This window comes from Marinomonas pontica (genome assembly GCF_026191375.1).
GTDB lineage: Bacteria > Pseudomonadota > Gammaproteobacteria > Pseudomonadales > Marinomonadaceae > Marinomonas > Marinomonas pontica.
Genome location: NZ_JAODTL010000004.1, coordinates 1 through 13,350 on the forward strand (window position 1 = coordinate 1; position 13,350 = coordinate 13,350).

Annotated in this window: 16 protein-coding genes, 4 tRNA genes and 1 pseudogene; 16 read left to right on the forward strand and 5 right to left on the reverse strand. The window is 47.1% G+C overall.

From position 1 onward, the window contains the following. Together N5P32_RS00160 and N5P32_RS00165 are read left to right on the forward strand one after the other, a co-directional pair. Positions 1–304 (forward strand): hypothetical protein (locus N5P32_RS00160; RefSeq protein ID WP_265727206.1); only part of this gene is annotated, 304 nt, incomplete at its 5' end. Continuing rightward, a complete protein-coding gene (locus tag N5P32_RS00165; protein ID WP_322783787.1) occupies positions 277–525 on the forward strand; it encodes a CPBP family intramembrane glutamic endopeptidase in 249 nt (82 codons plus the stop codon). The genes N5P32_RS00160 and N5P32_RS00165, both read left to right, overlap by 28 nt. A gap of 56 nt (positions 526–581) precedes the next feature. On the opposite strand, the gene N5P32_RS00170 is transcribed toward N5P32_RS00165, so the two are convergent. The 3 genes and pseudogenes from N5P32_RS00170 to N5P32_RS18110 form a co-directional block, all read right to left on the reverse strand. Then, a complete protein-coding gene (locus N5P32_RS00170; RefSeq protein WP_265727208.1) occupies positions 582–1,817 on the reverse strand; it encodes a uracil-xanthine permease family protein in 1,236 nt (411 codons plus the stop codon). A 107-nt stretch (positions 1,818–1,924) separates the two neighbouring features. Continuing rightward, positions 1,925–2,791, reverse strand: coding sequence for a putative bifunctional diguanylate cyclase/phosphodiesterase (locus N5P32_RS00175; RefSeq protein ID WP_409371063.1), 867 nt, complete (start codon positions 2,789–2,791; stop codon positions 1,925–1,927). A gap of 21 nt (positions 2,792–2,812) precedes the next feature. Next, positions 2,813–3,147 (reverse strand): annotated as a pseudogene (locus N5P32_RS18110) (diguanylate cyclase domain-containing protein); the annotation flags it as partial. Positions 3,148–3,232: 85 nt separating this feature from the next. Here N5P32_RS18110 and N5P32_RS00185 point away from each other — a divergent pair. Next, positions 3,233–4,918, forward strand: a complete 1,686-nt coding sequence (locus tag N5P32_RS00185; protein ID WP_265727210.1) for a glucan biosynthesis protein — start codon at positions 3,233–3,235, stop codon at positions 4,916–4,918. 60 nt (positions 4,919–4,978) lie between these two features. Here the strand turns inward: N5P32_RS00185 and N5P32_RS00190 are convergent, their stop codons facing one another. Continuing rightward, positions 4,979–6,322 (reverse strand): GH1 family beta-glucosidase, encoded by a 1,344-nt coding sequence (locus tag N5P32_RS00190; protein ID WP_265727211.1) that lies wholly within the window; start codon positions 6,320–6,322, stop codon positions 4,979–4,981. A 134-nt stretch (positions 6,323–6,456) separates the two neighbouring features. Further along, positions 6,457–6,990 (reverse strand): GNAT family N-acetyltransferase, encoded by a 534-nt coding sequence (locus tag N5P32_RS00195; protein ID WP_265727212.1) that lies wholly within the window; start codon positions 6,988–6,990, stop codon positions 6,457–6,459. Between N5P32_RS00195 and N5P32_RS00200 the strand changes: the two genes are divergently transcribed. The 13 genes from N5P32_RS00200 (at position 6,989) to rplA (ending at position 13,320) form a co-directional block, all read left to right on the forward strand. Beyond that, a complete protein-coding gene (locus tag N5P32_RS00200; protein ID WP_265727213.1) occupies positions 6,989–8,182 on the forward strand; it encodes an alpha/beta hydrolase in 1,194 nt (397 codons plus the stop codon). The two genes, N5P32_RS00195 and N5P32_RS00200, sit on opposite strands and share 2 nt — an antisense overlap. A 125-nt stretch (positions 8,183–8,307) precedes the next feature. Continuing rightward, complete coding sequence (locus N5P32_RS00205) at positions 8,308–8,925, forward strand: HTH domain-containing protein (protein WP_265727214.1); 618 nt, start codon at positions 8,308–8,310, stop codon at positions 8,923–8,925. Next, positions 8,897–9,262 carry a lipoate--protein ligase family protein gene (locus N5P32_RS00210; RefSeq protein ID WP_265727215.1) on the forward strand — a complete coding sequence of 122 codons (366 nt, stop codon included), beginning with the start codon at positions 8,897–8,899 and terminating at the stop codon, positions 9,260–9,262. Before N5P32_RS00205 ends, N5P32_RS00210 begins: the two co-directional genes overlap by 29 nt. Beyond that, positions 9,246–9,980 carry a type III pantothenate kinase gene (locus N5P32_RS00215; protein ID WP_265727216.1) on the forward strand — a complete coding sequence of 245 codons (735 nt, stop codon included), beginning with the start codon at positions 9,246–9,248 and terminating at the stop codon, positions 9,978–9,980. The genes N5P32_RS00210 and N5P32_RS00215 overlap by 17 nt, the downstream gene beginning before the upstream one ends. Then, positions 9,977–10,678, forward strand: a complete 702-nt coding sequence (locus tag N5P32_RS00220) for an SPOR domain-containing protein (protein ID WP_265727217.1) — start codon at positions 9,977–9,979, stop codon at positions 10,676–10,678. Before N5P32_RS00215 ends, N5P32_RS00220 begins: the two co-directional genes overlap by 4 nt. A 74-nt stretch (positions 10,679–10,752) precedes the next feature. Then, a tRNA-Tyr gene (locus N5P32_RS00225) sits at positions 10,753–10,836 on the forward strand. Between the two features lie 3 nt (positions 10,837–10,839). Beyond that, positions 10,840–10,914: transfer RNA gene (locus N5P32_RS00230), tRNA-Gly, on the forward strand. A gap of 1 nt (position 10,915) precedes the next feature. Continuing rightward, positions 10,916–10,991 (forward strand) — tRNA-Thr (locus tag N5P32_RS00235). Between the two features lie 116 nt (positions 10,992–11,107). Then, positions 11,108–11,183, forward strand: a tRNA-Trp gene (locus tag N5P32_RS00240). A 40-nt stretch (positions 11,184–11,223) separates the two neighbouring features. Beyond that, the gene (gene secE, locus N5P32_RS00245) at positions 11,224–11,592 is read left to right on the forward strand and encodes a preprotein translocase subunit SecE (protein WP_072841851.1); all 369 of its coding nucleotides are present in this window, start codon (positions 11,224–11,226) and stop codon (positions 11,590–11,592) included. A 9-nt stretch (positions 11,593–11,601) separates the two neighbouring features. Continuing rightward, on the forward strand, positions 11,602–12,135 hold the full coding sequence (nusG, locus tag N5P32_RS00250; RefSeq protein WP_012071948.1) for a transcription termination/antitermination protein NusG: 534 nt from the start codon (positions 11,602–11,604) through the stop codon (positions 12,133–12,135). Between the two features lie 49 nt (positions 12,136–12,184). Then, positions 12,185–12,619 carry a 50S ribosomal protein L11 gene (gene rplK, locus N5P32_RS00255; protein ID WP_012071947.1) on the forward strand — a complete coding sequence of 145 codons (435 nt, stop codon included), beginning with the start codon at positions 12,185–12,187 and terminating at the stop codon, positions 12,617–12,619. Then, positions 12,619–13,320: a 50S ribosomal protein L1 gene (gene rplA / locus N5P32_RS00260; RefSeq protein ID WP_265727218.1), complete on the forward strand. Its 702-nt coding sequence runs from the start codon at positions 12,619–12,621 to the stop codon at positions 13,318–13,320. The genes rplK and rplA overlap by 1 nt, the downstream gene beginning before the upstream one ends. Positions 13,321–13,350 lie beyond the last annotated feature (30 nt).

Sequence of the window (13,350 nt, forward strand, 5' to 3'; positions counted from 1 at the left end):
TTTTAGTTTGTATGCGAATTTTGATAAAGGGTTGGTTGGCTTGTTCTTATTGGGCTACTTTTTTAAAGGACAGGTTACAATCGGATACTTTCAGGCTTTGCAACAACCTAGAAGGGCAGTAATGGTGCTGATTATGACACCATGTTTGGCCTTGGGTTTGGCTCTGGTGTTAGGGCTGATTCAGTTTGACGTTAAGTTGCCGAATTTCTGGCTGGCTTTCCTTGGTATTAATTTGTTATTTACGTGTGTTGCTGAAGAGGCCTTCTTTCGAGGTTTTTGCAAAGAGAGCTATCAATCTGGTTAGCGGGAAAGACCTGTATTTGGGTGGCTCCTATTGTGTCGGCAATGCTTTTTGGTATCGCTCACATGGGTGGCGGAGTGGAGTATGCGATTGTGGCGAGTGTCGCTGGTCTAGGCTACGGTGGCGTTTATTATCTAACTAAAAGAATTGAATACGCGATCTTGTGTCATTTTATCTTGAATGGACTGCATTTCCTTTTCTTCACTTATCCTATGCTAGCTTAGTCAATGAAAACGACCCAAATAGGGCCGTTTTCATTTAGGACGTTTCATTAGAAATACTAGTCTTCTATTTGGGCGTTATCAACAATGTGATTGTCGCCGATGTCTTTGGGTAAGATTAAGTTCAGTGTAATTGCCACAATGCCGCATAGGCTGATGCCTTGAAGGCTAAACTCACCAATGCCGAAGGCCATACCACCAATACCAAATACCAAGGTGACGCCTACGATGATTAAGTTTCGAGACTTATGAAGGTCTACTTGATTCTTAATCAAGGTGTTAAGTCCCACTGCGGCAATAGACCCAAATAAAAGAATCATGATGCCACCCATAACTGGTAGTGGAATGGTCTGTAGAGCCGCCCCTAATTTACCAACCCACGCTAGGACAATGGCTGCAACTGCTGCCCATGTCATGATGACGGGGTTAAATGCTTTGGTGAGCATGACGGCGCCTGTTACTTCGCTGTAGGTTGTATTTGGTGGCGCGCCAACCATTGCAGCAGCCATGGTTGCCACACCGTCGCCTGTGATAGTGCGATGCAAACCTGGCTTTTTAAGGTAGTCTTTTCCTGTTACGTTTGAGATAGATAGGATATCGCCAACATGTTCAACCGCAGGGGCAATAGCAACTGGCAGCATGAACAAGATCGCATTAATGTTAAATTCAGGCGCGCTAAAGTTTGGCATAGCAAACCATGCTGCATTGTAGATAGGATCAAAATTGACTATGCCGAAGAATAAACTCAGAACATAACCAACGATAATCCCCCCAAAAACAGGTAAGAGTTTAAATAAGCCTTTGGCAAAGACGCTAATTAAAATTGTGGTTAGTAATGAGGCAAGGGCAATCCATATAGCAATATTGGCATCGATAACTTGAGTGTCTCCCGCTTTGCCTAGCGCCATATTGACAGCCACGGGTGCTAGCCCAAGGCCAATTACCATAATGATTGGGCCAATAACAACGGGTGGTAATATGGTGTGAATAAAGCCTGCGCCTTTCAGGCGAATGACCCCACCTAGAATGACATAGACAAAACCTGCTGCGATTAAACCACCCATGGTTGCAGGAATACCCCATGTTTGAACGCCGTACATAATGGGGGCGATAAAAGCAAATGACGAGGCAAGGAAAATTGGCACGGTACGACGAGTGGTGATTTGGAACAATAGCGTTCCGACGCCAGCACCAAAAAGTGCAACGTTGGGATCTAGCCCAGTTAGCAGTGGCACAAGTACCAGAGCGCCAAATGCAACAAACAGCATCTGAACGCCTAAAATAGCATTTTTCATAGTCGATTCTCTTTGAGGTTTTATTGCGAAGGATTTTATAGGCAAGTTGGTCCAAGTGCCAGAAAGTCTAAAGCGCGATTAAGTCGATTCGCTCAGCCTGTATGGGTTTAGTCATCAACGGCGATGATGCGCTGTTTATTTTCTAAATAGGCTTTTTTAAACGCTTCCGCTGGAATTGGACGGCTGATGTAATAGCCCTGAATATCATCGCAACCAATGTTATTGAGCATGTCTAATTGTGCTTTTGTTTCCACGCCTTCAGCAATGGTGGTCATACCAAGTTGTTGGGCAAGCAGAATGATGGTGCCGATGATGACTTGATCGTTGGTGTTGGTTGTCATGTTACGGACAAAAGATTGGTCTATTTTGAGTTTATAAACGGAAAAACGTTGGAGGTAGCTCAGAGAAGAGTACCCCGTCCCAAAGTCATCAATGGAGGTGCGTATGCCGAGCTCTTGTAGAGATTCTAGAATAATCACCGTATGTTCAGGGTCTTTCGCTACAATGCGTTCGGTAAGCTCGAGCTCTAAATATTCGACTGGAATCCGATATTCGTTTAGTATTTTGATGGTCGTTTTTGGAAGATCACCGACTTGAAACTGGGCAGAGGACAAATTAACGGCAATTCTGACTGGTGTAATTCCCGCTTCTATCCACTGCTGTATTTGGCGCACAGCGGTACGTACTACCCATTCACCAATGGCTAAGATTTGTCCACTTTCTTCGGCTAAGGGGATAAACTCCCCTGGGCTTACGTGACCGAGTTTTTTGCTATGCCATCGAATGAGCGCTTCCGCTCCAATGACTTTGCCAGAAATAAGAGACACTTGTGGTTGATAGTGTAATGAAAATTCATTTTGTTCTAGCGCGTCATGCAATGCATTGCTTAAGGTAAGTGCTCGTGTCGATGTGGCTTGCATTTTCTCAGTAAAGAAGGCGAACCTATTTCTACCCGCGTGTTTTGCATGATACATAGCCGTGTCTGCTTGTTGGTATAGCGTGTCGAAGTCTGTTCCATCTCTTGGGTACAAACTCACACCGATAGAAGGCGTGATAAAAAACTCATGCTGATCGATGTTGTAGCGTGAACATAACGCGTCTTTAATGGTATTCGTTTTTTCGATTAAGTCGGCTTCATGATCAGTGGGTAATAGAATCATGAATTCATCCCCCCTTGTCGCGCAACGTAGCCAAGATCGCCAACTAGCGCCCGCATTCTGTCCGCCAGCGTTAATAGAAGTTGGTCGCCTATATTATGACCGAGTGTGTCGTTGTCTTTCTTGAAATAAACTATGTCAGGTTTCAGCCCGAATTCTCTGCTTAAAAGTATTAAATGTTTACTCTATCTCAACACTTGCTGACGCTTAAATTCGCTAATATAGGCGTCAAATCATTATCAGACAGAGTTTATTTGTATGCTTTCTCATTGTTTTTCAGCGTCCATGAAGGACAACAATTTTGACGGGTTAAAGGAACAACAAGAACCCCGAAAAACACATGTGCTAACGCGTTTTCGTCATTGTGCGAGCCGGTCATTATTAGCGCTAAGTGTGTTGTTTAGTGTCACCGCTTGCGCCACCGTTGACCCGGTTCAACCCAAAGACGGTGAGGCGTTCAGTTATGCTTGGTTAAAAGGGTATGCGCGTCAATTGGCGACGTCGCCTTATCAGAGCCAGCAAGGTGAGTTACCTGACAGTTTGCAGCGTTTGGATTGGGATGACTACCAAGAAATACAGTTCAATAAAGACGCGGCATTGTGGCGAGATCAACACTCGAAATTTCGTACCGAGCTGTTTCACCTAGGTTTGGGCTTTGATACCCCTATTCATATGTATGAACTTGAAAAAGGCAAGTCGACACCGATCCCGTATATGCCTTCAGAGTTTCGTTACGGTAAATCCAACGTTGATGCGAGTAAGCTTCCCGAAGACCTAGGTTTTGCGGGGTTTAGAATGCAATTTGCGACGGATTGGCAGCGTGATGTTGTCGCGTTTTTAGGGGCGAGCTATTTCCGTGCTGTCGGCAGTGAAATGCAGTATGGGCTTTCTGCACGAGGCTTGGCGATCGATACTGCGTTGCCTCGTCCTGAAGAGTTTCCAGTATTCACTCACTTTTGGTTAGAAAAGCCAGCCACAGGTTCTGATGTGGTGACCGTATACGCATTGATGGACTCTCCCAGTGTGACGGGGGCGTATCGCTTTGATATGACGCCGGGCGAACCGTTTAAAATGAGAGTCGACTCTGCTATTTATCCCCGTAAATCGGTTGAGCGTTTGGGCGTTGCTCCCATGACCAGTATGTTTATGATTGGCGAAAATGATCGTCGAACGAATTATGATTGGCGGGCTGAGATTCATGACTCCGACGGTCTTGCAATGCAAACAGGCAATGGCGAATGGATCTGGCGACCGCTCGGTAATCCGGCCAACCTACAATTTAATGCGTACAGTGATAGCAATCCAAAAGGCTTTGGTTTGTTACAGCGTGATCGCCACTTCGATCATTACCAAGATGATGGTGTCTTCTACGAGAAACGCCCAAGCTTGTGGATTGAACCGCTAGGAGACTGGGGTAAGGGGTCAGTGCAGTTGGTGGAAATTCCGACACTGGATGAGACTTTCGATAACATTGTCGCATTTTGGAACCCCGCGGCACCGGTCGAAGCTGGCCAAGAACTGCTCTACAGCTACAATATGTATTGGGGGAGCCACCCTCCGGTGCAATCGAACCGTGCTCGTGTAGTGGATACTTTTACTGGTATTGGTGGGGTAATTGGTAAAAAGCGCCAGTATTACAGCAAACGTTTTGTGATCGATTTTGCCGGTGGTTCTTTGTCTATGCTGGGTCGAGACACAGAGGTGAAAGCGGTAATTACATCGTCCGAAGGGCGAGTTGAAATTGAATCGGCCCGTCCATTGCATTCCATTAATGGCTACCGCGCTATGTTTGATTTGGTGCCACCGAACGGGGAATCGAAGCCGATTAACTTGCGTGTGTATTTAGAGGCGAATGGGCAGCCACTCACGGAAACGTGGCAATACCAATGGGTTCCTCCAGCAGAAAAAGACAGGGAGCTTCATAATGCCGGTCATTTGAAGTAACGGAAAAAACGCCCGATGTGAGAGTATCGGGCGTTTTTCTGTGCTGCTGTTCGAGCTTTGCTAAGGCTTGCGACTATTCAATAGCGCGCGATAAGCGTGACCACTGCGTTTGATGGTTCTTTCTTGTGTCTGGTAATCGACGTAAGTGAGGCCAAAGCGTTTGCTGTAGCCTTCAGCCCATTCAAAGTTATCCATTAAGCTCCAAGCGAAATACCCACGAATATCCACGCCTTCTTCTATGGCTTGATGGACGGCATTGAGATGGCCCTCTAGATAACGAACCCGCTGATCGTCGTTGATTTCGCCATCAATAATGTGGTCAGCACAAGCCGCACCATTTTCGGTGATGTACATTGGCGGCAGCGAATATTGCTTGTTCAAGGTAACCAGTAGCTCGGTGAACGCATGAGGAGCAATTTCCCAGCCGATGTCGGTATATTCAACAGGGGCTGCGTTGGGCACGTTTTTAAATAGCTGATCGGCATCATAGGCATTATGGTTGCAGGTGTAAAAGTTCATGCCTAAGAAATCAATTGGCTGGGAAATAATGTCCATATCACCTGGCAAAATCATGGGCAAATAGTGCGGTGCGACGGTTTTTAGAATCTGCGGATACTGGCCCGTCATCAGAGGCTCGATAAAAAATTGGTTGTCCAAGGTGTCGCGCATCAAACAAGCAAATTGGTCTTCGGCTTTTTCGCTGGCAGCGTAGGAGCGGTTCATATTAAGTACGATGCCAACTTGGGACGCTGGCGCGTTTTTTCGAATGACAGGCAATGCCAAACCGTGTGCCAGCAAAATGTGATGAGCCGCTTGTCGTCCGTATTCAGGTTTGCTCAACCCCGGTGCGTGAATGCCCAGTTCGTAGCCTAGAATGGCTGCACAGAAAGGTTCGTTAAAAGTGGCCCAGCTGTCTACCCACTCGGCCAATTCTTGGGTAACAAGGTCTGCGTAGTCTTTGAATCGGTAGGCTGTTTCGCGGTTAAGCCAGCCGCCTTTGTCTTCTAAGTGCTGTGGGAGATCCCAGTGGTAAAGCGTCACAAAGACGGTCAGCCCTTCCGCCTTGAGTTTTTTCAGTAGTTGGCGATAAAAATTCAACCCCGCTTGATTGGCTTCACCGTTTTTGTCCATAACGCGAGGCCAAGCAATCGATAGTCGATAGGCGTCGACACCGAGGTCTTTAATCAACTGGATGTCTTGCTCCCATAAGTGGTAATGGTCGCAGGCGATGTCTCCGTTATCGGCGCCCTTGACCTTGCCTGGTGTGGCGCAAAAAGTATCCCAGATAGAAGGCAGTCGATTGTCGATTTGGGTGGCGCCTTCTATTTGAAAGGAAGCGGTGGCGACGCCAAAGATAAAGTCCGACGTGAGCATGGTTGACTGTGTTGGTAAGGTAATAGACATGAAGCCCTCGATATTTATCATTATTCCGATAGGAAAGTCTTAGGTTCAAAGGTAATGGAGTCGGGCGAAAAGCGTCAATAACCGCCAGTGGCTTTTAGTAATTTAAGCGATGTTAAGTGTGATTTAAGAGAGTTTTACCTGCGTATATAGTGCATTGGCGTTAACTCTCTTCCTTGAGCTGTGTAAGCCAGAAAGCGCGTTCGCACTTCTTCTGGTAATATTTCGACAGGAATCGCCGTAAAATGATTGGCGGTATAGAACGGTACAAGGTGGGTAAACGCAAAGCAATAACATGGCGTCTTGCTCAAGGCAGCATGGATGTCGTTGATTAGGTGGCTTCCTAAGCCCATGTTTCTATGGGATGGTTTGGTCACCATGGCGGTCAATAGCTGAATGGTGTTGATTTGCTTGAGCCTGACCGCGCAGAGAATTCGGCCTTGGTCTTTTATCACCCATATAGGATCGGCTTTATTGGGTTTTCCGCTGGGATAATGTTCTTGATAGAATTTTTTGACGAGCGGAAACCAAAGTGAGGGAACCTGCTCGGCATTAGGGTAGGATGGCTTCATGATCAGATAGTGTGTTGACTGGGAGCGCGATGATAGCACATCGCGCAAAAGTAAGCCTGTTGATCGGTTTGAATCAATCAGGATGAGAGGAAATGTCATGCGACATAAACGTATATTTTGTTGCCTGTGTTTGTTGGTGTTGCCGTTTTCAGGCGTTGGCTACGCTGCGCAACCTGCGGCGTTTGTCTTCGAACAAGATGAGCCATTCTCAGAGTATATTCATCGTGCAGAAGCGTATATCAACGACAATAAGGTTTGGGTAAACACAGAGGGCAGAGCGAGAGAGTTGGCGGCAGTCCAGCCTTTTGAACTCATGCCGGACCCAGTGCTGTGCGAGGGGCGCGCGAAAATTGGTGTGTTGTTATCGCATGGTTTGTCTGATTCGCCTTTTTCAATGCGAGACCCTGCGAAGGCGTTGCAGCAAGCCTGTTATCAGGTGCGTGTTATCTTGCTGCCGGGTCATGGCACCAAAGCGGAAGATTTGCTTAATGTTTCTCGCGATGATTGGCGTGCGGCGTTCCGAAATGCGGCAGACCAATTCAGCAAAGACGTTGATGTGTTGTATGTTGGCGGTTTTTCTACGGGCGGTGCATTGGCCGCAGAATACGCGTGGCAGCATTCGGACCGCGTTGCCGGCGCCATCTTGTTTTCCCCCGTGTTTAAAGTAAACAGCCGCATTGATTGGCTGGCTCCATGGTTGGCATTGGTGAAAGATTGGTTGGATCATGAGCCAACGGATGACTTTGCGAAGTACGCGTCCATTCCTCTGCCTGCGATTGCGGAAGTGTATAAGTTATCGAAAGAAGTGCGACAGAGGATTGTGGATAACCCCAAGTCTCTGCCTGTGTTTATTGCGTTGTCTGAGGACGATCAAACGGTTGATTCTGCCGTCTCAGAAGAGGTCTTTCACCGAGGTATGGTGGGCGCTATGAGTCAAATGGTGTTGTACAGTCGAGACCAAATGAGCGCAAATACGGATCGTATAAAAGTGCATAACACGAATTGGCCTGAATCTAGGATTTTGGGATTGTCGCACATGGCGATACATGGTGACCCTGCTAACCCTTATTATGGTGAGCAAGGCGAGTACCGTGTTTGTGGCTGGTATCTATCGGATAAGCCTACTTATGATGCCTGTCGCGCGGACGCTAACAATTGGTTCGGTGAGCGTTCCGATGCGCTATCTGAAAAAAGTCCTCACGCAGCGCGAATATCGTGGAATCCTGACTTTCAACCCTTAATGCAGGAAGTTGCATTCTTTATTAATACGAATGCGAACAGTAGGAAATAATGCAGGGAGCCAAGAATGGAAGGCTGCACTGCCCGCAACGAAGGGTGGGTTGCAGATTGAGCCGGAAAAGCATTTCCGGTATTTGATGTGAATAATTAGATGATAATGAAGCGTGGAGTGTGTTGATGCGAGCTGTTTTGGCCTTGCTTAGTGATAATGAATTCCACTCTGGTGAAGAGCTTGGTGCCGCTTTAGGTGTCACACGAGCGGCCGTCTGGAAAAAATTGAAAAAGCTAGAATCCATTGGGTTGGTTGTTCATTCTGTGAAAGGGCGTGGCTATCGTCTTCCTTCTCCTGTGGAGCTCTTGTCGGCGGACGAGTTGGAAGCCCACGGTTTGCCCGATTCGGTGAGTTTGCAATTGGCGTTTGAAACGGAATCAACCAATGGCGATGCGAAGCAATACATTTCGCAAGGTCTTCCTTTGCCTGTGATGATTTCGGTGGAGCGACAAACGCAAGGGAAAGGCCGTCGCGGTCGTCAATGGGAATCTGGCGTGGCGAAAAATTTGACGTTTTCTTTTGCTTGGCGTTTTGAGAACGGGCCCGCTGTGGTAGAAGGTTTGAGCTTGGCGGTAGGGGTGGCTGTTGCCCGAGTGTTGAAGAAAGTTGGCATACCTAATCCGGGGTTGAAATGGCCGAATGATGTTCAGAATCGACGGGCAAAAGGTGTGTGGTATTCTCTTGGAGATGGTCGCGGATCAGGACGTTTGCCATGTGATTATTGGGGTTGGTTTGAATGTTGAAATGGACGAAGCCTTTATGACGCAGGTCGATCAGCCGTGGACGGATCTGGTTTCTCGTCTCAAGTCGCGCCCAAGCCGAAACTTTATATTAGCGGAATTAACCAAAGAGCTGATCGAAGTGTGTCAGTTGTTTGAAGACGGCCATGGTATGAAGCATTTTCAGTATCAATGGCAAGCCCATGATGTGCTGTTCAATCAACCAGTAACGGTATCCAGTGTATCTCAACAACGTCAAGGAGTTGCCAGAGGTATCGATCAGAAAGGCGCATTATTGCTTGAAGAAAATGGCGAGCTGGTGGCGCTTCATGGAGGAGAGATTAGTGTCCGACGCGGCTAGAGTATTGGTGGTGGATGCCGGTAATACGAGCATCAAATTTACAGCGTTTGATGGCCCGAAAGTATTGTGGGTACATCGTGGAGATGTGTGTGTTGAGGGCGTGTCTTTTGTGCCTGATGTGATTTATTTTGCCAGTGTCCGTTCAAAAGAACAAAGTGCATTGTTGCACGCTGACATACAAGCGAATTACCCAAGCAGTGAATGGTTTACTTTGACGAGTCAGGCGACGGCGTGTGGCGTTAAGAACGCTTATATTGAGCCAGAGCGATTGGGAATCGACCGCTGGCTTGGTGTGGTGGCCGCTCATCATATCGTCAAAGGCGATGTCGTCGTGGTGGATGCGGGCACAGCCATTAAGGTGGATGTCATTCAAGGTGATGGTGTTCATCTTGGTGGTTATATTACGCCTGGATTGGCTATGATGGAGGACGCTTTGCTCTCAAAGACAGCGCGTATTCGCTATGATGCGCAGGAAGTGGTAGCTGGGGATGGCTTGCCTAATTCAACCGCTCGAGCTGTGACGGAAGGGTGTCATGATATGGCGCTTGGTTTTTTAGAAAGAGTGCACCGCCGTTACCCCGATTTTACTTGGATTGTGACTGGTGGTGATGCAGAAGCGCTGTTACGCCGGTTAAATGCTTCTTTTGTATGCCAGCCAAACTTGGTGGCGATAGGAGCGAAAAGGGTGGGTGATGAACTAAGAAGAGGCAATAAATGAAGTGGTTGTTTTTGTTTGTCGTATTGCTGAATGCCGCTTTCTTAAGTTGGCACAGTTTTGTGCAAGATAAGCCGACAAGGTCTGCCGAGTCTGTGTATGGCCCGCCTGTCAGTGAGAAAATTCATTTGTTATCAGAAGCGCCGCAGGAGGAGTTAGATGGCAAAAGCGGCTTGATGACTAGCGAGAGTATTGAAGACGCTTTGAATAGAGTGGTTGAACAAGCGGTTGCTGACGCGCCTGAATTATTTTGTCCTCGAGTTGAGACGGAGAGAGCGGAGGATAAAAGACAAATTACTCAGGTCTTGAAAGAGTTTGGGTGGGCCTATCAGGATAGAGAAGTCACCGGCAAACGACCGAAGTTCTGGCTCTACATTGCCGCCCCTGAAACGCCAGCGATGGCAGAAAAAATTGTCAAAGAGTTGGCCTCCAAATCCATTGATAGTTTTGTGATCACCCGAGCTGAAATGAAAAACCGTATTTCTTTGGGTTTGTATTCATCGATGGAGCGAGCCGATCAGGCAAAAAAACGCATTCAGGATAAGTCTGGCTTTACGGTTGATGTCTATGAGCATATGCGCAGTGTGCCGCTTCAGCAGGTCGATATAGAGCAGCCAGTGGACGAAAAAGATTGGGAGTCGTTCGTTTCTCGATTCGATCTGAGCAAGATGATGATAAAATTGGAAAAAAATCCCTGCTAGTGCTTGCAATTGATAAAGCGATTCATATAATGGCTCCCACCTTTTGGGGTGTTGCGTTGTAGCGCTGAGTACGTGGAGGGGTTCCCGAGTGGCCAAAGGGAGCAGATTGTAAATCTGCCACGAAAGTTTCGGTGGTTCGAATCCACCTCCCTCCACCATTTGCGGGTATGGTATAGTGGCTATTACCTCAGCCTTCCAAGCTGAAGAGGCGGGTTCGATTCCCGCTACCCGCTCCATGCTCATGTAGCTCAGTTGGTAGAGCACACCCTTGGTAAGGGTGAGGTCGGCAGTTCAAATCTGCTCATGAGCTCCAGCATTTCCAATGCAAAAGATAGGTGGTTTAACCGCCTTTTTTATTGTCTGTTTTTTGGGCAGATACCCTTGCTAAACTTAGCATGTTTAGGTATCATCCTCCGCCCATACGAATGTAGGCCAATAGTTCAATTGGTAGAGCACCGGTTTCCAAAACCGGCTGTTGGGGGTTCGAGTCCCTCTTGGCCTGCCATCTTTCGTATCCTATTTCTTAGTTAGGGATCACCTAAAGTATGAGTTCGAGTACTGAAGCTCAAGCGTCTCGCGGAGATGTGTTTAAGTGGGCGATTGTTGTTCTGCTAGTTGCGGTAGGCGTGATTGGTAATAACTATTATTCTGCTGAGTCACTATTGTATCGTTTAATCGCTATATTGGTGTTGGCTGGTGTCGCTGGTTTTGTTGCATTGCAAACTGTGAAAGGAAAAGCTTTTTTTACTTTGGCAAAAGAAGCTAAGACCGAAATTCGCAGAGTGGTTTGGCCAACAAGACAAGAAACCATGCAAACAACGTTGATAGTATTAGCGGTTGTTGTTTTTATGTCTCTCGTGCTATGGGGAGTGGATTCGTTCCTTGGTTGGATCGTTTCCTCAGTAATTAGTTAGGAGTTGCTCGTGACCAAACGATGGTATGTAGTACAGGCGTACTCAGGGTACGAAAAGCACGTAATGCGTTCGCTAATAGAGCGAGTGCAGGTTATGGGGCAGGAAGAGAATTTTGGTGATATCTTGGTTCCAACCGAAGAAGTGGTCGAAATTCGAGATGGCAAAAAGCGCAAGAGTGAAAGAAAGTTCTATCCAGGTTATGTATTGGTTCAGATGGATATGAATGACGCCTCTTGGCATTTGGTTAAAGGCACGTCTCGTGTGCTTGGTTTTATTGGTGGTACGGCGGATAAGCCATCGCCAATTACAAGCCGCGAAGCGGATGCGATTCTACAGCGTGTTAGTGATGGGGTTGATAAGCCGCGTCCTAAAACTTTGTTTGAAGTGGGTGAGGTGGTTCGTGTTAACGAAGGGCCATTTGCTGACTTCAACGGTGTTGTGGAAGAAGTGGATTACGATAAAAGTCGAATCAAAGTGGCGGTGCTTATTTTTGGGCGCTCTACGCCAGTTGATTTGGAATTTAGTCAGGTTGAGAAAGCCTGATTTTGTTGAACGGGTAGCCTTCGGGCAGTGACCCAATTGGAGTTGAAAAATGGCTAAGAAAGTCCAAGCTTATATCAAGCTACAGGTTAAAGCGGGTCAAGCGAACCCAAGTCCACCAGTTGGTCCAGCATTGGGTCAGCACGGTGTGAACATCATGGAATTCTGTAAAGCGTTCAATGCGAAAACTCAAAGCCTTGAACCAGGTCTTCCAACGCCTGTAATCATCACTGTATACAGTGATCGTAGTTTTACATTCGAAACTAAATCTACTCCTGCAGCCGTTTTGCTTAAGAAAGCAGCTGGCTTGAAGAGTGGTTCTCCACGTCCAAACACTCAGAAAGTTGGTACGGTTACTCGTGCTCAGCTTGAAGAGATTGTTGTTGCTAAGCAGGCTGATTTGACTGCTTCTAACATGGATGCAGCAGTTCGTACTATTGCTGGTAGCGCACGCGCTATGGGTCTAGAAGTTGAGGGTGTTAACTAATGGCTAAATTAACGAAACGCGCTCGTTTGATCGCAGAAAAAGTAGAAGCGGCTAAGTTGTACTCTGTTGAAGAGGCAGTTGCTCTTTTGTCTGAGCTTTCTACTGTTAAGTTCAAAGAATCTGTTGACGTATCTGTTAACCTAGGCGTTGATCCACGTAAATCTGATCAGGTTGTTCGTGGTTCTACTGTATTGCCTCATGGTGCTGGTAAAGATGTTCGCGTTGCTGTATTTGCACAAGGTGCAAATGCTGAAGCTGCGAAAGAAGCTGGTGCAGATGTTGTTGGTTTCGAAGATTTGGCTGAACAAGTTAAAGCTGGCAACCTTGATTTTGACGTGGTTATTGCATCTCCAGATGCGATGCGTATCGTTGGTCAACTAGGTCAGGTTCTAGGTCCACGTGGTCTAATGCCTAACCCTAAAGTTGGCACAGTAACGCCTGATGTTGCAACAGCAGTTAAGAATGCTAAAGCAGGTCAAGCACGTTACCGTACAGACAAAAATGGTATCATCCACGCTGCGGTAGGCTCTATTGAGTTCGCTGCGGATGCTATCAAAGGTAACTTGGAAGCGCTTTTGACCGACTTGCGTCGTGCTAAGCCTGCGTCTTCTAAAGGTGTTTACCTGAAAAAAGTGACTTTGTCCTCTACAATGGGGCCTGGTCTACAAATTGATCTAGGCGCGCTTAACTCTACGAAGTAAGCACGTGTAGTTCATGAGCTTTGGGGTCTG